Source organism: Marinoscillum sp. (genome assembly GCF_040222955.1).
Classification (GTDB): domain Bacteria; phylum Bacteroidota; class Bacteroidia; order Cytophagales; family Cyclobacteriaceae; genus Marinoscillum.
Window position 1 is genome coordinate 161700 of record NZ_JAVKCA010000011.1, and the last position, 23627, is coordinate 185326.

12 protein-coding genes are annotated in these 23627 nt (G+C 45.3%); 6 read left to right on the top strand and 6 right to left on the bottom strand.

The genetic code is table 11. The features are described 5' to 3' along the window. Window positions 1-5: 5 nt before the first annotated feature. Window positions 6-368 carry a hypothetical protein gene (locus RIH33_RS10595; RefSeq protein ID WP_406652170.1) on the bottom strand — a complete coding sequence of 121 codons (363 nt, stop codon included), beginning with the start codon at window positions 366-368 and terminating at the stop codon, window positions 6-8. Between the two features lie 177 nt (window positions 369-545). Here RIH33_RS10595 and RIH33_RS10600 point away from each other — a divergent pair, with 177 nt between their 5' ends. After that, window positions 546-1094: a ComF family protein gene (locus tag RIH33_RS10600; RefSeq protein WP_406652171.1), complete on the top strand. Its 549-nt coding sequence runs from the start codon at window positions 546-548 to the stop codon at window positions 1092-1094. Between the two features lie 50 nt (window positions 1095-1144). On the opposite strand, the gene gldJ is transcribed toward RIH33_RS10600, so the two are convergent. Next, window positions 1145-2467 (bottom strand): gliding motility lipoprotein GldJ, encoded by a 1323-nt coding sequence (gldJ, locus tag RIH33_RS10605; protein ID WP_406652173.1) that lies wholly within the window; start codon window positions 2465-2467, stop codon window positions 1145-1147. A gap of 142 nt (window positions 2468-2609) precedes the next feature. After that, complete coding sequence (gene mfd, locus RIH33_RS10610; protein WP_406652175.1) at window positions 2610-5969, bottom strand: transcription-repair coupling factor; 3360 nt, start codon at window positions 5967-5969, stop codon at window positions 2610-2612. Between the two features lie 350 nt (window positions 5970-6319). Between mfd and RIH33_RS10615 the strand changes: the two genes are divergently transcribed. Further along, window positions 6320-7084: a S1/P1 nuclease gene (locus RIH33_RS10615; protein ID WP_406652177.1), complete on the top strand. Its 765-nt coding sequence runs from the start codon at window positions 6320-6322 to the stop codon at window positions 7082-7084. Here the strand turns inward: RIH33_RS10615 and RIH33_RS10620 are convergent. Further along, a complete protein-coding gene (locus RIH33_RS10620; protein WP_406652179.1) occupies window positions 7081-7539 on the bottom strand; it encodes a hypothetical protein in 459 nt (152 codons plus the stop codon). The two genes, RIH33_RS10615 and RIH33_RS10620, sit on opposite strands and share 4 nt — an antisense overlap. Before the next feature lie 122 nt (window positions 7540-7661). Between RIH33_RS10620 and RIH33_RS10625 the strand changes: the two genes are divergently transcribed. After that, entirely contained in the window at window positions 7662-9206 is a 1545-nt protein-coding gene (locus RIH33_RS10625; RefSeq protein ID WP_406652181.1) for a DUF4301 family protein, read from the top strand. 58 nt (window positions 9207-9264) lie between these two features. On the opposite strand, the gene RIH33_RS10630 is transcribed toward RIH33_RS10625, so the two are convergent. Continuing rightward, window positions 9265-11703, bottom strand: a complete 2439-nt coding sequence (locus RIH33_RS10630) for a zinc-dependent metalloprotease (protein WP_406652182.1) — start codon at window positions 11701-11703, stop codon at window positions 9265-9267. Between the two features lie 184 nt (window positions 11704-11887). Continuing rightward, window positions 11888-12355, bottom strand: coding sequence for a hypothetical protein (locus tag RIH33_RS10635; protein WP_406652184.1), 468 nt, complete (start codon window positions 12353-12355; stop codon window positions 11888-11890). 71 nt (window positions 12356-12426) lie between these two features. Here RIH33_RS10635 and RIH33_RS10640 point away from each other — a divergent pair, with 71 nt between their 5' ends. From RIH33_RS10640 to RIH33_RS10650, 3 genes are all read left to right on the top strand, one after another. Continuing rightward, window positions 12427-12987 (top strand): 2'-5' RNA ligase family protein, encoded by a 561-nt coding sequence (locus RIH33_RS10640; protein ID WP_406652186.1) that lies wholly within the window; start codon window positions 12427-12429, stop codon window positions 12985-12987. Between the two features lie 293 nt (window positions 12988-13280). Then, window positions 13281-22691: a gliding motility-associated C-terminal domain-containing protein gene (locus RIH33_RS10645; protein WP_406658709.1), complete on the top strand. Its 9411-nt coding sequence runs from the start codon at window positions 13281-13283 to the stop codon at window positions 22689-22691. Then, entirely contained in the window at window positions 22688-23599 is a 912-nt protein-coding gene (locus RIH33_RS10650) for a type IX secretion system membrane protein PorP/SprF (RefSeq protein ID WP_406654721.1), read from the top strand. Before RIH33_RS10645 ends, RIH33_RS10650 begins: the two co-directional genes overlap by 4 nt. Window positions 23600-23627: the final 28 nt, after the last annotated feature.

Consider the following 23627-nt stretch of genomic DNA (forward strand, 5'->3'; position numbering starts at 1 on the left):
GACGATCATAGGCTAAGGCCAAGCTCTTCATTAAAATACTCTAATGCATGCATTTTAAGTAATTTTTCTTGTTCCAGCAGGTCGAAATGAGGCAAAGGCTTCAGTAAATTCCAATGAGGCCAGCCCTGGGCATCTATACCTTCTAATTCGTAAAACCCGGAAAACGAAAGAAGTTTACAAATGGCGATGTGCATTAAGTCCTGCTTCTCCTCTTTTTCAAAGGTTCGGGCGCCCAGACCAAGCTCCTGTACGCCAATCAAAAATAAAACCGCATTGAGGTCCTTTGGTCGCTTACCCATACCCTTCTCCAGAGAATTGAGCAGTGCATTCCATTTTTTTTCAACCTCCAAATCTTTTTGATAAACCATTGTTCGAAAATCTTATATTGTGATATGAATGTTGTTGGCATTATAAAGGAATACCTCCAGGACTTTGTGAGTCTTATTTTTCCAAGAATATGTATTAACTGTAATACAATATTAGTTTATCAGGAAGAACACATTTGTATCAAATGCAGACTTTCTCTTCCAAAAACGAATTATCACTTGCTAAATGCTAACCCCCTGAAACCAAAGTTTGTTTACGAGCCCAGGGTAATGAATGTGGTGGCCTATTTACATTTCAATAAAGGCGGTGTTGCGCAGAAACTTGTGCATGAACTAAAGTACAGAGGACAGCAGGAGGTAGGTATTATGTTGGGTGAGTGGTATGGTTCTGATCTGATCAAGTCGGGTTGGGCGATTGACCTGATTATTCCTGTGCCAATTCATAAGTCAAAGCTGAGAAAACGAGGTTACAATCAGGCTGATTGCTTCGCAGAAGGCTTATCCAGCAGTATGAACATCCCCGTAAGGACTGATTTGGTGGAGCGAAAGAAAAGTACAGTAAGCCAGACCCGCAAATCAAAAGTAGAGCGATGGGAAAATGTGAATGAGATATACCGGGTGACCAATTCAGCAGAATTACAGAATAAGAATCTGCTGGTGGTGGATGATGTGCTGACCACCGGAGCGACCCTGGGAGAATTGATGGAGGTTTTGTCGGAAAGTGGCGCTGCAGCCATTTATATAGCGACCATCGCTGCGGGGAAATAAAAAAGCCGACCAATTTGGCCGGCTTTGTATTTTTAGAAACAGGTTATCTCTTAGTAATTGGTTCCTGCTCGGATCATGGCACATCTAAACCCAATGGTAGAAGTGGCTGAGTCTTCAAACAAGAAACGACGTGTTCCTGGTGACATCCAATAGGCCACATCTGCCCAGGAACCACCTTTGTACACCCTCAATCGCTTCATCGGAGGATTATCAGAGTTGTAAGATTTCTGTAAACCGGTTTTGCTTATCCATTCTTCTTCAGTATAAGAAGTTTCACTTCCTATGAAATTGTAAGCACCATCATAGCCAGTTTCTGAATCCAATGTACCATCTCTTCTCACAGGGTTCATATCTTCCATGTCCTGATAAGAAAGCGGTCTGTATACATCCTGTACCCATTCGTTCACGTTTCCAGCCATGTTGTAAAGACCAAAATCATTCGGAGGATAATCATATACATAGGTAGGAATCATGGCTCCGTCATTAAGCTTTCCTGCTATACCCGCATAATCACCTTTTCCTCTTTTAAAGTTGGCAAGGAAGTAACCCATGCTTTTTCCGTACGGATTTCTAAGCGCATGGCCATCCCAAGGGTATAGTCTTCTGTGAGTCTGATTTTCATCTAACCACTGAGTACCGATGAGAGCTTGTGCAGCATATTCCCACTCTGCCTCAGTTGGGAGACGATAGTTTGGAAGTACTACGCCTGATTCAAGAGGGATTCTTGGGAAAGCTCCAGCTGCTGCAGGCTCACCTTCAGCTCCGGCAAACGCAGCATCTCCGCCACCACCCAGGTCATCGTATAGTCCCGCCTTTTCTGCCAGTGATACGTTTACCACGGTTGTTCTCCATTTGCAATAGTTTACAGCCTGTCTCCAGTTCACTCCCACTACAGGGAAATACCTGAAACCAGGATATCTGTAGTAATGATCCACATAAGGGTCATTGTAGGCAAGATCCTTCGCCCAAACAGTTGTATCAGGAAGGTTATTTTTCCAATAATACTCGTCAGAGTCCTGCTTGATGTAAAACTCGTACTCCAGCCAGTTGATGTTGGCCACTTCAGTTTCATCCATGTAGAAAGAAGCAACCGTAACGGCTCTTTCCACATGATCGTTGGTATTGAGAACATCTTCCTCGAATGTTCCGAGGACAGTTCTACCACCTTCTATAAAAATAAGGTTTGGTCCTTCAGGCTGTCCGTTGAAATCATTGACCTGAAATCCCCCTTCTTCGTTAAACTCCAACCCTGTAGTCTTACTAATAGCCCCGGGATTGGTACTCGTGGGGGTTCCTGAACCACAGGAACTCAGGACTATAGCCATTGCTAACACAGAAGCTGAGCCAGCAACAACACTCACAAACTTTTTCATAACCTGTTTACTTTAATTGAAACGCTTCAAAATAGTAATAAATACAAATATTTCAAAAATACCCTTTATTGACAATCTTTCACACCTATAGTAGTCAATTAATAGGAAAATTAAGGATTTATTGTATAAAACACAGCATTATTTAGGCGATCACGGGAGATTTCATGTGATTCAGCACCTTAAGGGCCTCGTTTATGTCTACCACATTCCTGATGCTGATGATCAGTTTTTTCTTGTGATCCTTCATACTACACCTGCGTGGTTGGGACTGGATGAAACTCAGAACATGCCCAAAGAGGTCTGATTGGAAGTAGGATTCATCTTTGTTTTCCGAAACCACACACTTCATGATTTCATTCTTTACAGTCACTTTCTCAAAACCGAGCCCAATGGCATTCCAGCGTACCTCAATAGAGGTGATGAGGTTAGTAACCTGTTCTGGCAGTGGGCCGAATCTGTCGTTTAAGGTGTTCACAAATTCAGTGAGTTCGTCTTCACTGCGAATGCTGTCCACTCTGGAATACAGATTGAGCCTTTCGGAGATATTGGAAACATACTGATCGGGAATCAGAATTTCCAAATCCGTTTCAATGGTGCAGTCCTCCTTAATGGCTTGTAGTTTCTTTCTATCGGGCTCATTTTCAAAGAGGCTTTTGAAGTCTGTTTCCTTCAATTCAGCCACGGCTTCATCGAGTATTTTGTGATACACTTCAAACCCCATATCATTAATAAACCCACTTTGTTCACTACCAAGTAGGTTTCCTGCTCCTCTGATGTCCAGGTCGCGCATGGCTACTTTGAAACCATCCCCTAATTCGGAGAATTCCTCAAGTGTGGTCAGGCGTTTTCGTGCATCTGAAGACAAGGTGGAGGTAGGGGGCGTCAGTAGAAAACAATAGGCTTTCGTATTGGATCGGCCTACTCTCCCCCGCATCTGATGAAGGTCTGACAAGCCGAACATATGGGCGCGATTAATGATAATGGTATTGGCGTTTGGTATATCTAAGCCTGATTCGATGATATTGGTGGATACGAGTACGTCATATTCAGCATTGATGAACTTGAGCATGACTTTTTCGAGGTGTTTTCCTTCCATTTGACCATGGGCGATCCCAATCCGGGCTTCGGGCACCAGCCGATATACAATGTTGCCAATATGCTCAATGTCACTTACCCGGTTGTGCACCAGAAATACCTGCCCGCCTCTGCGCAGCTCGTGACTTACTGCGTCCCGTATAATTTCTTCATCAAATTCATGGATTTCAGTAGTAACAGGTCGTCGGTTAGGTGGAGGTGTGGAGATAATCGACAGGTCGCGTGCGCCCATCAATGAAAAATGGAGCGTTCTGGGAATAGGAGTAGCGGTCAGCGTTAGTGCATCTACATTGACGCGCATTTCTTTCAGGCGCTCTTTTACTTTCACCCCAAATTTCTGCTCTTCGTCAATAATCATGAGCCCCAGATCCTTGAAGTCCATGTCCTTGTTCACAATGCGATGAGTTCCTATCAGAATATCAATTTGACCTGCTTTCAGTTTTTTCTTGATATCATTGATTTCTTTGGTGCTTTTGAAGCGGTTGATATAATCTACCGTCACGGGGAAGTCCTCCAGTCGACCGGAAAATGTATGATAGTGCTGCATGGCGAGTATTGTGGTTGGCACCAGCACAGCCACCTGTTTTCCGGAATTGACAGCTTTGAATGCTGCCCGTATGGCAATCTCTGTTTTCCCAAAGCCGACATCCCCACAAACCAGTCGATCCATGGGGTGATTTTGCTCCATGTCTTTTTTTACATCTGCTGTAGATAGCGCCTGATCCGGTGTATCCTGATATAAAAATGAAGATTCCAGCTCTGCCTGTAGGTAATCATCGTCGGGATAAGCAAATCCGGGAGCGGCTTTTCTTTTGGCATAAAGCTCAATGAGGTCCTTGGCAATGTCCTTGACCTTCTTTTTGACTTTCTTTTTCTTGTTTTCCCAGTCCTGAGTACCCAGTTTGTTAATGGAAGGAGGCGCACTGTCTTTACTCGAGTACTTGGAGATTTTGTGAAGCGAGTGAATGCTCACATAAAGCAGATCGTCATCCCTATAAACCAACCTCAGCGCTTCCTGCTTATTTCCACCCACATCCACAGTGTCCAGGCCAGCAAATCGCCCAACTCCATAATCAATGTGGACAACATAGTCACCCGCCTGGAGGGTTTTCAACTCTCTGAGGGTAAGGGACTTACTTTTGGAAAATTTTTCCTTGGCCCGATACTGATGAAACCGGTCGAAGATCTGATGATCGGTATAACAAACAAACTCATGGTAATCATCAATGAATCCCTCTTTCAGCGAGGCTCCCACACCACTGAATGTCAGGTCACTGTTTATTTCATGAAAAATCGTTTCCAGCCGCTCCAACTGCTTGGGCGATTCTGCAGTGATGACTTTTTGATAATTTTTAAGCTGGAAGGAAAAAAGGTCTTCGGCGAGCAGATTAAAGTTTTTATGAAAATGCGGTTGTGGCTTGATGCCCAGGTCAAATTCCTTGTCTGGCTTCAGGTAGAAACGATTACCAAACTCTACCCGATTAAAGTTATCCAGGAGTTTGTCAAAAGACTTTTCAGAGTCGAAAAGATCCTCCGGGCTGAAGACCACTTGAGTATACCCACCGGACTTCATGATTCCCTGAAAAGATTCAACGGCTTTGTTGAACCCCTTTTCCACCAGGTCAAGGGTTTCCCGGTAGTCTTTCATCCAGATAATGGAATCTTTGGGAATGAAATCGAAAAAGGGCTGTCGCTCTTCCTTGAGCAATTTGGTTTGTACGTTGGGGATCAGTGTGACTTCATCCAGGCTATGGGTCGAAAGCTGGTTCTCCGGGTCAAACTCCCTGATACTTTCTATCTCATCTCCAAACAGCTCCAGACGGTATGGGTAGTCGTGGGCAAATGAAAAGACATCTATAATTCCTCCGCGCACAGAAAACTGACCAGGTTCATACACAAAATCACTTCGCTCAAAATCATAGCTTGAAAGAAGCTCAGTCAGAAATTCTACATCCACTTTTTCACCAACAGACGCTTTGAAAGTGTTTTCCAAAAGGGATCTTTTATTGATCACCTTTTCATAAAGTGCATCCGGGTAGGTGATTACCTGGAGTCCTTTATGCTTGTTGGAATTAATTCTATTCAATACTTCCGCCCTTTGAAGAATGTTCGCATTCTCCGTTTCTTCAAATTGATAGGGCTTTTTGTAGGAGCTGGGAAACAGAAGCAGCTGATCTTCCGGGAGGAAATTTCTCAGGTCATTGATGAAATAAGCAGCTTCCTCTTTATCATGGAGGATATAAATGTTGGTTTTCTGGTGGATAGATGAGGTGGCTGCACCAAGCAGGGCATCATAACTCCCTGCCATTCCCTTTAGGCGTATCGTTTTTTGGGTACTGACCGCTTCAGATATGCTTTTGATCAGTTCGCTCTTGATATAAAAACTTAAAATTTCCTTTGCTTCCACAATGCTTAATTAGACCGCAAAAATAGCTGAATAATCTCCAACCATCTCCAAGGGGGAGAAACCAAAAAGGGGGCGGGAGTGTTTTTTCGCTTCCACGAGAATAGATAGGACACACAATCCAGGCAATTAATTATATTATTTTGAGAAAAAATTGAAACATTTTTGTTTTCAAAGGAGTATACATATTCTTAGTTGCGTACAATAATTGCGGATTTACTCGTTTAAAGAGTAATCCTTTTTTAGGTTAGGTTGGTAAAAGGCGCTGGTGTAGAAATGCACGGCGCCTTTTTTTTGTAATTCCTTAATCTACAGCCGTCACGCAAAACCCTGAGATCAATTATATTCGAGCTATGAAAAAGACTGTACTCCTTCTCTTGCTGATTTCATTTTCATTTCGAGCACTACCTTGGGGCTTAACGGGGCACAGAATAGTGGGTCTCATTGCAGAAAAGCACCTCTCCAAAAAGGCCAGGAAGAATATTGAAAAAATTCTGAAGACGGAGACATTGGCGGAGGTGAGTAACTATATGGATTTCATCAAATCCAATGATGCTTACGATCATATGTCACCCTGGCACTATGCTACCATTCCGGACGGTATGACTTATGAGCAGGCCGGCACACCGGAAGAAGGAGACATCATCCAAACACTCAATCGCCTCATTTCGGAGTTAAAGACCAAGCAGTTCACAGATGAAGATGAAGCTTTTGCACTGAAGTGTCTGGTTCATCTGATAGGAGATATCCACCAGCCACTGCATGTAGGTAATGGTGAAGACAAGGGAGGCAATGACGTAAAACTGGAGTATTTCTGGTCGTCTTCCAACTTGCACAGGGTTTGGGATAGCGGCATCATCGATGGCCAGGTTTACAGCTATACCGAATACGTGGAATTGCTGGACCATGCCACGGACAAGGAAATCAGTGAATGGCAGACTGCAGGGATTCGGGACTGGGCAGCAGAATCTGTCAGTTTCAGGCCACAAATCTATAACCTGCCGGAGAGCAAAAAGATCAGCTATCGGTATGATTATGAAAACCTGGAATTATTGAATAAGAGACTTTTGCAGGCTGGAATTAGACTTGCAGGTGTTTTAAATGAGATATACGGTTAAAGAATAGTAAGGCGTAGTTTGTTGGCAGCTTGTTCCAAATCTACCAGCGCCTCAATCGCGATCACCACTTCCTGAGGAACCCTCAGAATTCTGGCTGCATCATATACCTGTTCTTTCTCTTCCAGGGCATAGTCTCCGTCCGCCGAGCTCATCCGTATGGCATCATAAATCAGAAGTTTGCTGAATCCTGCCAATGCTGAAGAATTGAAAGAAGAAAAGATGTCGTCTAGTTCGGCAGCTTCAAAATCAAACTCTTCCCAATCCGCTACGATTTCCTCATCTACCCCTACTTCCTTGGCCATATCCAGGGTGAGCCATTCTAGTTCAGGGTCAGAAACAATTCCATCGGAACCCGCAATTGTCAATAAAGCAAAGCCGTATTCCCGCCATTTGTTTTTAGGCACCATGCTGATCCCGTAAAATGTGGGAGAGATATTGGTTAAATCTGAATTCATAGAATTGTTTTTACACTTCAAATTAATCACTAATATTGAAAGAGAAAAGTACAACTTTATAATTGGTATCCTTTGAGATTTTTACAGGGGAGCCATACCAATCACTACAAAACGCAAGATTCATGTTTAGCGCATCAGACCTCAAGCAAATTTCAGATCATCAGCTGACCCAAGAGGGCATCACTGCTCAGATAGAAAAATTCAAATCTGGTTTTCCTCCCTCAGATTTATCAGAGAACATTCAGATGGGAAAAGGACTGAAACAGCTCACGGCTGAAGAAGCAGAAAAGATGATCACATTCTATGAGAATCACCTTGAGGGCCTGGAAATTGTCAAATTTGTCCCCGCTTCCGGAGCAGCTTCACGAATGTTCAAGTCGCTGTTTGCTTTCCTGATGGACTACAAAGGGACCGAAGCTGAATATGAAAAGATGACTTCCGACCAGGGTTCTGGTTCCATTTTCACATTTTTCAAGAAGCTGGATCAGTTTGCTTTTTATGAAGACCTGAAAGCTGCCTATCAAAAGGCTACCGGGACCAGTCTGGAAGAGGCACAATTGAAGCGGGAATACACTCAAATCCTGGATGTATTGCTCAATGAGCCGGGCATGAACTATGGAGGGCTTCCCAAGGGGCTCCTGAAATTTCACCAGTACCCGGAAGGACCAAGAACACCGGTAGAAGAGCACATGGTGGAAGGCGCCCAATATGCTCAGGATGGGAATGGCAATGTAAAAATCCATTTTACGGTTTCCCCCGACCATATGGAGAAGTTCATGGCACATGTTTCTGAAATACAATCAGGATATGAATCACTTTTTGGGGTGAAGATCGAGGTGAGCTACAGCATACAGAAACCTTCTACAGATACCATAGCAGTAGACATGGCCAATGAGCCTTTTCGTGAAGACGATGGTTCTTTGCTTTTCAGGCCCGCTGGACATGGTGCTTTACTCGAGAACCTTAATGACATAGATGCAGATGTGATCTTTCTGAAAAACATTGACAATGTGGTTCCGGATAAAATCAAAACCGAAACCATTCGGTACAAAAAGGTCATTGCCGGAATATTATTGGACTATCAGCAACGAATCAGGCTTGCCCTGACGGATCTCGACAAAGGTGAAGGCATAGAGGAAGCACTGAATCTTTTGGAGAATCACCTTGGCTACAGGCCTGGAAAGGACTTTGGTGGTCTGCCGGATGCTCAAAAAAGAGACTTTCTGGCTCAGAAACTTGACCGACCACTTCGAATCTGCGGGATGGTGAAAAGTGATGGTGACACTGGCGGTGGCCCTTTTTGGGTGGCCGCCAAGGATGGATCAGTGTCACTACAGGTGGTAGAGACCGCACAGATCGACCTCTCCAATGAAAAACAGAAGGAAATATTCAACAAATCCACCCACTTTAACCCGGTGGATGTGGTCTGCGGAGTGAAAAACAAAGCAGGTAAAAAATATAACCTCCTGGACTATCGGGATATGGATACGGGGTTTATTACCGAAAAATCCAAAGATGGCAAGGACCTGAAAGCACAGGAACTCCCGGGCTTATGGAATGGCTCCATGGCAGATTGGAATACGGTCTTCGTGGAAGTGCCAGCCATCACATTCAATCCCGTGAAATCTGTCAATGACCTGTTGAAGCCGCAGCATCAGGGCGGATAAAACCTACCCATCATTATCTCAGTAGGTGTTTATTCAAACTCGATGACACATCATCAAGTTATTCCGTCATGCAATCCATGCCTATGGGACTTCCATCCGGTGGGGACAATGTTGCGGGGATTTTGAAATCTTCGGGTTCCTCCAGAAACTGCTGATATAGGCGGATGCAATGGGCATAGTGCGCACTTACCAGGGGATCAACTGCAGTCTTCTTTTTGATGGAGACCATTTTCATCAATTGCTCCAGCTCAAAGTTGGCCAAGGCTTTCGTCATCTCTGTCCCTGAGCTTGTGGATAGGTTCATCAGATGGTATAGAACTCGTTTTTCCACCACCATTTTAATTTCTTTGGCCAAGCCATCCGGATAAGGAGCACTCCATGTCTGATCATTGATTTTACGAATGAGCTCCTTCCATCCGGGAAATGAGCTTTTTTGAAGGTTCTGTTGAGTGAGTCGTTCGATTCGCTCAGGCTGAAAGAGCATCTCCAGCGTCATTTCTGCTGACATCTCCGCTGCGGCTACCGGGTCGAAGGTGACCCCGGTATTTGACTTAAAACTCTCCCGGGTTCTGGCATGTCCGGGGACTTTGGGGCTTAAAAGCTGGAGTAAATGTGGCGGAACGCTTAGGAAGCCGGTAGAAAGAGTGCCGACCAGCGCGTCTATGGCGGCTAGTTGAGTTGCTGGGTCCACCATTTCTGGCAGTGGCAATTTGTCGCCTTTGGTTTTATAGGCATAGTGCTGGCCACCCACTAGTTTGGCGGCGGCTTCTATCTGATACCTGTGGAGGAAGTACATAGGCACCAATACCTCTTCCAGTGCGGAGATGGGCTGCCCCGTTTTGATGGCTTTTTCAGAAAAAGTAGAAAGTACCTTTGTCCTAATGGCTGCCAGGCGAACCAGTTCGTCCACTGCATTTTCACCGTTGTCCCAGAGGTGTGCCGTGGCGTGAGCACCGCCTTTGGGCCGGGCATCCGAATCCATGATAAAGTGATAGCCACCGGAAATCCACTCATCAATGATGCTTTGTAAATGGGAATCATCATTTTCATTTGAAACAGAGTAGCCATAACGAATCGCAAATTCATCCCATGCCCCAATACCCACATCATAGGCATCAGAAAGATCTATTTCACCATTTTCATTGATTTGAATATAAGGATGCGGATAGTCCATGACTGACGCCCGATTGTCTGCACTGGCCGCGAAGTTGTGATAAAGGCCAAGCGTATGCCCCACTTCATGAGCAGCAAGCTGTCTGAGTCGGGCGAGAGCCATCTCAAGCATTTCTCCACTGGGTTCTTTACCTTCTTCATAGGGCTGTAGCAGACCAGTAGCAATCAGAAAATCCTGACGGATCCGCAATGAACCCAGCGAAACATGACCTTTGAGTATTTCTCCTGTTCGTGGGTCGGCTATCCACGAGCCATAAGACCAGCCGCGGGTAGATCTGTGCACCCACTGGATGACATTGTAATTGATGTCTAATGGATCAATACTATCCGGCAATACATATACCTGAAAAGCATTAATGAACCCGGCTTTTTCAAAAGCCTGATTCCACCAGCTGGCACCTTCTATCAGTGCGGATTTTACGGGTTCAGGGGCACCTTTATCCACGTAATAAATGATTGGCTCGACGGCTTCACTCAATTCGGCTTCTGGATTTTTCTTTTCCAGTCGATGGCGAAAAATGAGCTGCTTCACCAGCGGTTCTTCGATGGGCGTGGCGTAATCCTGATAGGAGGACGCATAGAAACCACTTCGTGGGTCGAATTTTCGCGGGTTATACTGATTGTCAGGTAAGCGAACGAAGGAGTGGTGCATTCTCACGGTAATGGATTCGGCAGTTGGGGCCACTGACCTGATGTTACTTCCGGTAGGCGTACCCTTGAATGTGATGGTGGATTCAAACTCTGAATTGTCCTTGAAATTTTTGGTCATCTCCAGATAAATGGCAGATCTGCTGGCATCCAGCGTGTAACTGCCCTCCTTGGATTTTTTAAGGGTTTCGCTCACGCCGTGAGCATCGGCCAGGAGGAAATCCGTCATGTCAATCAATACCTTACCGTTTTGTTCTTTTTCCACCTTGAATCCCCACAGAACACTCTGTGCAAAAGCTTCGTTGACGGATCGTACTTCTTCTTTATTTTCACTGACCGCCCGGTATCCATAGTTGGGTTGGATGAGTAACACCTTTGGTCCGCTTCGCTCAAACTTCACGATTCGGTTATCTCCCACCTGTCCTCTGTCCAGCCCAATGTCATTAGATCCTATGCCTGCGGCCAGGTAGTTGACGTAGAGAAACTCCTCACCCAGGTTTTCTACTTCCAAAAAGACCTTTCCTTTCTCAGCATCCCAATAAAAATCAAAGAAGCCTTCGTATTTCTTGTGCTTGGATACTGTACTTTCATATGTATCCGTGCTGCTGGAGGGAGTGGATTTAGGAGAGCAAGCGAAAGCGGCAACAGTAATCAGGGCGAGGGTCAGGTATTTCATAAGTTATTGTGTTTTGAGGTCGACTAACAATCAGGACATCATGAAGATGACCTTGCGGCCAGGATAAGTTAGCAGTCATTCGGGAGATTCAAGGAGATCTACCGGCTTAATATTGACCAGCTTGAGTAAGAATTATATTTTCGGATATATGACTCGTTGAGTGGTGGAACCATAAAGCATGGACTTATTCACAATCGAGACACCGCCACTGCACGACCCCTGCTCCAGACCCAAATCGTTCCATGGTGTACTTTTCGATATCAATCAGGAAACCGGTTTCGCTGCTGTTTTGCGTACAGCAGCCATTGCAGTCAGAATCGGCGCAGACGTCATACACGGTGGCCTCAATTTGCAGCTTTCCCTGCTTAAGTAGAAAAGTCTTCAATCGATAGCGGGCTCCGTCTTTGGAGTGTATGGCAATGATATTGTGACTTTTGACCCATTCTTCGGGTTGCTGACCGTCTACAAAAGCGAAATACCCGGCCCATTGGCATCCATTGTATTCGAGACATTCGGGACTTCCTGGTTCGGGATATGATGTATAATTAGTCAGATTGGCCAGTTGCCATTGTTCTTCCTGAGCACTGACAGGCTCCACCAACGAAAGGAGAAGGACGCCATACAAGCCTGAAATGATGAATTTGTTGATCAATAGGAACAAAGTTTTATCAATTGATGAAGATAGAACACTTTTATTTAAACAGTTTGCCAACCTTTGAATGAATGGGAGAACCTATGAGCAAAATCCAGCGACTTTACTTTGTGGCACTAATCCCTCCAGAGCCCGTCAAATCTGAGGTGTGGCAAATGAAGGAAGAAGTAAAGACAAAATATGGACCTAAGGCGGCATTGAAGTCACCGGCCCACATTACACTTCATATGCCTTTCACCTTCAGGGTAGATCGTGAAGATCAAATCATCACCTGTCTGACGGCAGCCGTTAGGAATACCACACCGATAGAAATTAACCTTAATGGGTTTGGATGCTTTGACCCCCGTGTGATTTATATAAATGTTGAAAAAACTTCGCCTCTGGACGAGCTCAAAAAAAAGGTGGTCAAACAAATGCGATTGGATCTAAAACTTCAAAACGCAGATTATAAAAACCTGCCGTTTCATCCGCACATGACCATTGCCTTCAGAGACCTGAAAAAACCAATATTTCAGGAGGTGTGGCCTGAGTATGAACAAAGAGCCTATCATGCAAGCTGGGAATGTGCCTCTGTTTGTTTGCTGAAACATACTGGCAAAGACTGGGCGGTACTGGGGGAGATTGCTTTTTAGGATCAAAGACCAGGCGGATTGTTAGCATGAGACTGATCAGAATTCTGTTCACCCCCAAGGATCAGCATGGTCACATTTGGCACCAGCAATTCAAACATAACGGACAGAAAACGCAAACTTTTCTTTAAAAGGCCAAATCACTCAACGAGAATTTATACCCACTCACCGAGTTTAACAATCCTCGAAACGAAATTACGAGCGACCAGGGGACGAAAATGAGCAATTTCGTAGTCCAGGAAAAAAGAAATGTGATGATTCGGGTCATCACTGGCTCGAAGCATTACGCTCCCCTAATGCTAAGAATTATAAGCACATATCTTTTATCTGTGGTTTTGTGGGCTGCTACATTCTCGTCTCAGCTCCTCGCCACCGACCTCACTGACTGCTCCGGTGTAGTGTTCAATCCCAATATCATTATCGAAGACGGATTTGACGTACCATCAGGTGAGTGTGCCATCATAGATGTCAATATCGGATTCATAGATGGAAGCATCATTGTTGAGAACAATGCCACCCTCTACATCTATGGAAATATAGACTACATCGATGGAAAGATCCATGTTCACACAGGAGGCCAACTGTTTATTTACGGAGACATTGCTGGTATGTCCAATGACATAATAGCCGATGAGGGAACCATAGAAATGTTTGGGTCGGTGACCTCAGAAGGAAAAGTGACCATCAATGATCCTGGTGTGTTCCAAATGACAGGGGCGCAACTTCACCTTTCACCAGCCGGCGATATAGCCCTAGATGGCGGATCGGCCATGTTTATCATGAATGACTTCAGCTCTGTTACCCAGGACCTGGGTAAATTTGATAACAAAGGAAATAATTCAAACATCCAACTGGACGAAAGTGGTAATACACTCTATACAATTGATTTTCAGGGGTTAAAGGGAGATTTCCTGGGCTCTGGACCTACCTATTCAGATATACCCCCGACGCAATCCAAAAGAATTATAGTTTCCGAAACCAACGGAAATACCATCACGGCCGAAAACGGCCCTTCAGATTATGTGTCTGTCGTACTAGGCGCTTCACCGACCCTTCCTGTCACCATTACCCTTTTCTCCAGCGATGTGGCGGAAGGTACGGTATCTCCCATAAGTATAACTTTTACTTCCCTTAATTGGGATACACCTCAGGTCATTACCATTACGGGTACCGATGACAATGTAGCTGAGAGAACCAGGGTTTATGAATTGATTACATCCAATGCTGTTTCAGGTGATTTACAGTACAATGGAATGATAGTTCCTGATGTTGTGGTTCTGAATAGAGACAATGGATTAAACGGTACAAATACCTACAATATTTTTGCCCCTACAGCGGATGGTAGCACGATTACGTCCAAAGAAGATTCGGTGGCCGTCATCACTGTTGCTGATTTGGGCTTTGCTGATGATGATGGAGATGATATTGACAAGCTGCAAGTGAGCACTTTGCCAGTGAAGGGGATCCTGTTTCAAGATAATGCACCTCAAAACAATGCTTATGATGTTGGCGAGGAGCTCAGCGTGAATGATACAATTACAAAGGCAGAAATTGATAACAATGAGTTCAATTATATTCCCGATAGTCAGGAAGTGGGAAACTCGTACGCGTCATTTGATTTTTATGTGAACGATGGAGAGGTTTATTCGGATGCTTCAGCGACTATTACTTTTGACATTGTTGCGGTCAATGATAGCCCGGTATTTACCCTTACCGGAGACCTCAATGTAGATGACAACCAGGCCTCTTATTCTTATCTCAATTTTTTCAGTGGTGCGGGTGATGGTGATCCGGAATTAACGCAGAATCTGACTTACCAAATTTCTACGGATGATCCGTCTATTTTTTCGGTTCTTCCGAGTATTGACTTTGGTACGGGTGAATTAACATTTACACTGGCCAATAAGGTATCCGTCGTAGCCAACATTACCGTAACTGTAACCGATGATGGTGGCACGGTCAATGGCGGCTTGGATGAAACGACCAAAACTTTCAAGATCAATGTTTTTGATGAGCCCCAGTCCAAACTCGAGACCATTCCTGCGGGCTCCTACATCGTGGATATGGGCTCTCTGTCTCCCACCATTGGCAACTCCCTGAAACCTTATGGCTTAATCTTTGATCTGACCAGCAATTACCAGGTGCCGGTCAAAATTGCCATCCGTATGGACAAGGAAAAGGATGAAATTGACTTTAGCCACGAGGGTAGAGATTATCGTGGAGCACCGTTCATTATTTCTGCCGAATACCGTACCGATTCTGTCAATGCAGTGCTGGATGAATGGGAGCTGCAGGGGGTAGAAGGATATACCACTACCACGGAGGCATTGAATGTACCCATTTATGTCACGTTTACTGCCTATACTACCTGGACGGTCGATCAGGACAATGAAGCCATTGCGGCCAATTACTTTGACAATGCCGGGATACCATTGACATCCTATACCGTCAAGCCCCCATCTGCACTCGATGGTACGGATGATATTTTCATTTTGCCACATGCTGATCCGTCGTGGGCCAATCATGGCAACCTCTACAACTGGAACAAGTCGGTAGATGAAGGTGGAGAAGGTGGATGGATCTGGGCGGGATGTCACGCCGTGAGTGTGCTTGAAAGCCTGGTGAACCCTGCAGACGTTACTGAACAGATGAATTTTTTGACCACTAATTCACTGGTGAGTTATCTGGCTCATGACGATGGGAGTGTACCTTATTCTTATGATTATCCAGCCCATCCATTCATGCAGTTTATGCAAGACCTAGATGCAGCTTCTGTCAATGGCTCTGAGCAGGTTTATCTTCCCAGCAAGGCCCAGGGTAGCTCATGGTTATCAAGCACAAAAATTGCAGTATGGGATCCCGATCAGAGTGATGTGGTGAATGGAATTATTACCGATGGAGAAGCCGCGGTATTGGCATTTGGTCACTCATTTGGCGATCCGAGAAATGGTAAAGTATTGTATCAGGGCGGTCATGACCTGGATGGTGGAAACATAGCCAATATTGCGGCTCAGCGTGCATTCTTCAATTTCTCCATATTAGCACCAGTGGGTAAAGTGCCAATTGTTGATTCGATCAGTGTACCGGCATACATGGATAAGGCACAGGATTACGACCTGTCAATTTCTGCCACCACCCGCGATGGTTCTACACCCAGTTATTACTGGTCTTCGGGTTGTGGTGGATCTTTTGACGATCCCACCTCTTCCACACCTACTTATACTTCACCGTCGGTGGTTACCGTCACCACTTGTATCATTACCGTCACCATCACTGACAGCAATGGAAGACAAACTTTCGAATCGGTCAGTGTGACTATGACACCAAACGAAACACCTACTTTCACGAGTTTGACTTCCCCGTTGGAAGCGGGAATTCTAACCGATGAATTCGAAATTACTTTCGCGGAACTGGAAGCAGCGTCTGACGCGTCTGACGTAGAAGGTCCTATTGCGGGGTATTTGGTAACCAACTTAAATGGCGGAACCCTTTCACTGGGGACCTCTTCAGGAGTGGCCACTCCGTATGCTGCGGGATCGAATGATACGATCAATGCTTCTATTAATGCTTACTGGACTCCATCTTCTACGGGCTTTACTTCTGCATTTGACATAGTGGCGCTGGATTCCGAAGGATCAAACTCGGTCACGGATATCCCTGTCAATATCAAAGTGGTGGGCTTTAGTGTCACTGAATCCGGCGGAACTACCGTGACTTCAGAAGCTGGCGGAACTGATTTTATTTCGATTGTGCTGGATGTTCAACCTACCACCGATGTGCAGTTGGATCTCGTCATTTCACCGACCTCTGTGGCGAGTGTCAATGTCGCGTCAGTGACTTTTGACAACACCAACTGGGATACTCCTCAAGTTATTACCATTACAGGCCAGGACGATGCCACTCCTGTGGATGGTGACGATCCATATACCATTACCTTTTCTGTCAATACAGGAGCTTCCGATGACGACTTTGATCTGATGACTGATCAGGTGATTGCAGCGCTCAACGTAGACAACGATGATCCGGGTTTTACGATTACACCCCTTTCTGGAATTACAGTGAATGAATCAGGCACCACAGCCAACTTTACCATTAGTCTTCAAAGTAGCCCATCCGCCGCTGTGGATGTTACCTTGTGGAGTAATGACCTGACGGAAGGGGATGTCAACCCCAAGACTTTCAGCTTTACCAATTTGAACTGGAATGCTGCCAACAGCTTCACAGTGACGGGAGCTGATGACCTTGTTGAGGATGGAGACATTAATTACCTGATCGTCTTGGATCCTGCAGTTTCAGGTGATCCAACTTATGACAACATGGATCCGGCAGATGTTACTGTGACCACAGCAGACAATGATGTTTCGGGTATCCAGGTTACGCTATCCGGAGGGTCAACAGTCACTTCTGAAACAGGAACAACGGATACCGTCTGGGTTCAATTAAACACAGAACCATCCTCCGATGTAGTCATCGATGTGACTTCTGCGAATTTGAGTGAGGGCACTGTGAGCCCCGCTCAGCTCACGTTTACAGATACAGACTGGAATGTGGCTCAGCTGATCATCGTAACAGGGGTTAATGATAATGTGGATGACGGAGATGTCACGTACAACCTGGTGCTGGCTGTTGATGATGCCGCATCTGACGATGTTTATGATGCCGTTCCTAATCAATTGGTAAGTGTGACCAATCAAAATGATGACGTGGCAGGCATTTTGGTTTCACCGACTTCACTTACCATGTCGGAATCCGGGGCTCCGGAAAACTTCTCTATTGTGCTCAATAGCCAGCCAACGCAAAATGTATCAATAAGTGTGTCCAGCAGCAATACGGGTGAAGCGACGGTGAATGTCTCGTCTGTGACTTTTACTCCTGGAACTTGGAATACGCCTAAGCAGGTGGCAGTGACCGGCCAGGACGATACTCAGGTTGATGGTAATTCGTCGGTGACTATTCTTGTGGCTACTGCTACTTCAACAGATTCAAAATATAGCGGGATGAACCCTGATGATGTGGCCGCAACCATTCAGGACGATGATACGGCCAGGTTTATTGTCACCCCTACGAGCCTCTCAATGAATGAAGGTACTACGGGAACTTTTGATGTTGTATTGGGGGATGAACCACAAGGAACAGTTAACCTGACATTGTCGAGCAGCAACAGCGCGCAAGCAAGCATAGATTTCACGAACCTTTCGTTTGACAACTCCAACTGGAGTGTGGCTCAAACAGTAACAGTAACCGGAGAAGAGGACGCCAACCTGATTTCCGAATCACCTTCTATTACGATAAGTGTAGACGCATCAAGTGACGATGCTTTTGATACCCTGAACAATCAGGTCGTGAATGTCACGCTGGCTGATAATGATTTGGCCGGATTTACCGTCACGCCATTAAGCCTGTCAGTGAATGAAGGCAGCACAAACACTTTCACCGTGGTGCTTGATGCAGAGCCATCGAGTGATGTGATGATATCATTGACCAGTAGCAACACCGCCGCTGCGACCGTAGACTTATCAAGTGTAGTGTTTGACAATACCGACTGGAGTGTAGCCCAGACCGTGACAGTAACCGGAGTAGAAGATGCCAATGTTATTTCCGAAACCCCGACCATTACCGCCAGTGTAGTAGATGCGAGCAGTGACGATGCTTTTGACACCCTGAACAATCAGGTCGTGAATGTGACTTTGGCAGACAATGATTTGGCTGGATTTACGGTCACACCATTAACCCTTTCAGTAAGTGAAGGCAGCACAAATACTTTTACAGTAGTACTGGATGCCGAGCCATCGAGTGATGTCACGATATCATTAACCAGCAGCAATACTGCCGCTGCGACCGTAGACCTTTCAAGTGTAGTATTTGACAATACCGACTGGAGTGTAGCCCGGACCGTGACCATCACGGGGGTGGAAGATGCCAATGTTATCTCAGAAACCCCGACCATCACCGCCAGCATTGTAGACGCAAGCAGCGATGATGCTTTTGACACCCTGAACAATCAGGTCGTGAATGTGACTTTGGCAGACAATGATGAGGCTGGATTTACTCTTACGCCACTGAGCCTTTCAGTGAATGAAGGCGGAACTAACACCTTCACGGTAGTACTGGATGCCGAGCCAGCAGACGAAGTATTCATAGATTTCACCAGCAGCGATCACTCTGCAGCCATTACCGATTATAGTCGAATGAGTTTTGATGCGACTAACTGGAACATTTCCAAAACGGTAACCGTGTCTGGGGTGGAAGATGCGAATTTGGTATCAGAGACACCAACTATCACCTTAAGTGTGGATGCATCAAGTGACGATGCCTTTGATACCCTGAACAATCAGGTCGTGAATGTCACGCTGGCTGATAATGATTTGGCCGGATTTACTGTCACGCCATTAAGCCTGTCAGTGAATGAGGGCAGCACCAATACTTTCACCGTGGTGCTGGATGCCGAGCCAGCAGACGAAGTATTCATAGATTTCACCAGCAGCGATCACACGGCGGCCATTACCGATTATAGTCGAATGAGTTTTGATGCGACTAACTGGAACATTTCCAAAACGGTAACCGTGTCTGGGGTGGAAGATGCGAATTTGGTATCAGAGACGCCAGTTATCACCTTAAGTGTGGATGCTTCAAGCGACGATGCTTTTGACACCTTGGCGAACGAGGAGGTCAATATCACACTGACGGACAATGATGAAGCAGGTTTTATAGTGACTCCAGATTTGATCAACCTGGAAGAAGGTGAAGCAGGATCATTGAGTGTTGTACTTAGCTCAGCACCATCAGCGGAAGTAACGATCTCCATGGCCAATAGCCACGAATCAATCATTTCACTTGATCAGCTTGAACTAACCTTTACTGCTGGTAATTGGGACACCCCTCAATCGGTCATAGTTACTGCTCTTGAAGACGATAACATGGTATCTGAAACGGCCACAATCACCGTAAGTGTTTCTGCTTCAGCCGATGCGTCATTTACAGCGCTGACAGCAAAAGACGTGGAGGTGAACGTTTCTGATCCTGATGAAGCGGCATTTACGGTTACACCGAAAGATATTTCAACCACAGAGGGAAGTAGTGCCACATTCAACGTGGTACTCAACATTGAACCAACATCTCCGGTATTTATAGATTTTGAGAGCAGTGACCCAGCGGCAGGCATAACCGATTATAGCCGAATCAGTTTTGACGCGGGCAATTGGGAGAGCCCAAGAGTGATTACCGTTACAGGCATAGAGGATATGGATCTTCGGTCAGAAGCACTGATCATAACGGCGAGTGTTGCTGCAACATCCGACCCGGAATTTGTGGGATTGTCTGCGCAGGACGTAAGTGTTTCTATCGCTGATGATGACACAGCTGGATTGGTTGTGAGTCCTCAAAGTCTATCCGTTGATGAAAACTCGTCAGAAATATTCGACGTTAGGCTGAGCCACGAACCGCTTTCAGATGTTGTTTTGAGCATCACACTATCTAATGATGCCACACTCGAAATCAATCCTGTTCAGATCACCTTTACCACGGCCAACTGGAATCTTGCTCAGGAGATCATAGTAAACGCATCCGAAACAGGTGTATTAGAGGATTTAAAAGAAACATCGACCATTTCAGTAAGCACTTCTGATGATGCGCTCTACCTGGATGCGCCGGATCAAACAGTGGATCTTACCGTAGTGTCCATCAACAATCAGCCAGAGATCACTGGTCAGGTACTTTTGGAAACTACAGAAGACACACCGATCTCCATCGATCTGTCGGACCTGATGGTGAGTGATGTGGACAATGAATACCCTACAGATTTTGAACTGATCATCTTTAATGGAAGTAATTATTCGATCAGTGGCAATACCATCACCCCTGCGGCAAACTATAATGGTATTCTGACTGTACCTGTAGCTGTTAATGATGGAGGGTTAGATTCTGAGGTATTTGATCTGGAAATAACCGTGAGCGATGTAAACGATGCTCCAAGTTTTGTAAAAGGAAATGATATTAGCATAGATGAAGATACAGGAAAACAAAGTCTCGATGGATGGGCAAACTCGTTGAGCTGGGGAGCCAATAATGAGTCTAACCAGACATTGAGCTTTGTTTTTTCTACTACTAACGATGGCTTGTTTGAATCAGGGCCATCTATGAATGAGTCAGGTGACCTTACATTTGAGAGCAAATGGAATGCCTTTGGAACAGCCGAAATAACCGTGATCCTGAAGGATGACGGAGGCACACTCAATGGAGGTGTTGATACGAGCGAGCCACAGGTGTTTAACCTGGAAATACTACCTATCAATGATCAGCCAACCATTATCAAACATACTGCACCAGAGGTTTTTTCGGGAGTGGTTTTCGATATAGAATTGACCAGCCTGGTAGTGGCAGACCCTGACAACAACTTCCCGGAAGAATTTAAACTTTTTGTTTTGGAAGGTGACCACTATTCCTTTACTGGAAAATCCGTCATCATCGATGCAGGATATACCGGAGCATTGGATGTCATGGTGAAAGTTTCGGATGGTGAGCTTGAAAGTGAGCCTTATCCATACACAGTCAATACAGAGGTACTCGATAATGTTCCACCTAGCATTCGGTCGCAAGAGGCTGTGACCATTGTGGAAGATTCCTTCTATGCACTTACCAAAGCTGATTTGATCATTGAGGATGAGGATTCAAGTGAGGATGAGTTGAGCATTGAAATTCAGCAGGGAAATTTATATCAGTTTGATGGACTCACAATCACACCTCACGAGAACTTCAACGGCCTCTTAGCTGTGAATATAGTCGTCAATGACGGAGAAGAATTAAGTGAAGTTTTTCAATTCATGATTCAGGTTACCCCGGTCAATGACGCACCAATAACGATGGCTGATACTTTTGAAGTGGCCCTTGGCGAGACTTTGACAGCCAATGTTTTAGAGAACGACGCTGACATAGAGTCTGATGAGCTTACCACTCAACTTAACCAGAATAACACCACCCATTCGGAGTTTGAACTCTCAGAGGATGGCAACTTTATTTTCAGATCCAATGATGTCATAGGGGAGTATGTTCAGTTTTATACCGTATGTGACAAAGGGGCACCTTCTATGTGTGCTGAGGGCATGATCATTATCACTGTAGTTGGGGAGGATTTCGATGGTGATGGCATCCCGGATGATGTAGAAATTGGAGCTGGGGATACCGATGAAGATGGCACTCCTGATTATCAGGATACAGACTCTGACAATGACGGTTTATCGGATCAGCTAGAAGCAGGTGATGATCCGACTGAACCAGTGGACACCGATGGAGATGGATTACCGGACTATCGTGACCTGGATTCTGACGATGACACCAGACCTGATCATATAGAAGGGTTTGATGATTGTGACAATGACGGAATTGCCAACTATATCGATGCGGATGAGCTTTGTGAGCGGATTTTGGCAGCTCAGGGCTTTTCTCCCAATGGGGATGGGATCAACGATGAGTGGATCATAGAGGGCATTGACGAATACCCGGACAACGTAGTTCAAATCTTTAACAGGTGGGGAATGATTGTTTGGGAATCTACCGGATATAACAACGGGGACAACGCCTGGAAGGGTGACAACCACTCCAAAAAAGGAGTTCCAGATGGCACATACTTCTATATCGTGAGTTTCGGACATCATTCCGGACCAATAGGAAGTGAAAATAGAATTCAGGGCTTTATAGTAATCAGCAGATGAGAAAATTTTTAATGATATCTGGGCTGATGATTTGGTCCACATTCGCACTTGCACAGCAGCAATTCATGTTCACGCAATACATGTTCAATGGATTGGCTATTAACCCTGCGTATGCAGGAAGCCATGAGGCATTGAGCCTCACGATGTTTACAAGACACCAATGGGTGGGCATGGAAGGTGCGCCTAATACTCAGACACTGGCAATACATTCCCCCATTCACAAAGAACACATTGCGATAGGAGGACTGATTGTCAGAGATAAAATAGGTGTGACCACTAACCATACCGTTTATGGCTCCTATGCCTATAAAATTGATCACCGTGATTATCACCTGTCTTTCGGAATTCAGGGTGGTTTTTCAGTTTATGACACTAACCTTTCGGAGTTGAGACTCACCAACAGCAATGATCAGCGTTTTCTCGCCAATGACGTTACGTCGTTTTTACCCAATGTGGGAGTAGGAGCGTATTTTTATCTTCCTGCTTTGTACGTGGGAGCCAGTATTCCTGAGCTCATCACCAATCCATACAGTTCGCAGGAGTACGCTGACGGAGCTCGTCAGATCAGGCATTACTTCTTCACTGCTGGAGGCGTGATCACACTCAATCACTCCATCAAGTGGAAACCCAACATGATGCTGAGGTTAGCTGATCGGAGTAAGCCTAGTGTCGATATCAATTCGAGCTTTCTATTCAACGACATTATCTGGCTGGGCGTCTCCTACAGAGCCCTGGAGTCTATAGACCTGATTTTTGAACTGCAGGTTTCCCATCACCTGCGTTTGGGATACTCCTACGATATGGGCACTACCAACCTGCGGTCGACTAACTCAGGAAGCCACGAACTGGTGTTAAATTATAGATTCAATAAAGGAGCAAAGAGACTCTTAAACCCGCGACATTTTTAGCAATTCAATGAAAAGCAAAATATTGGTA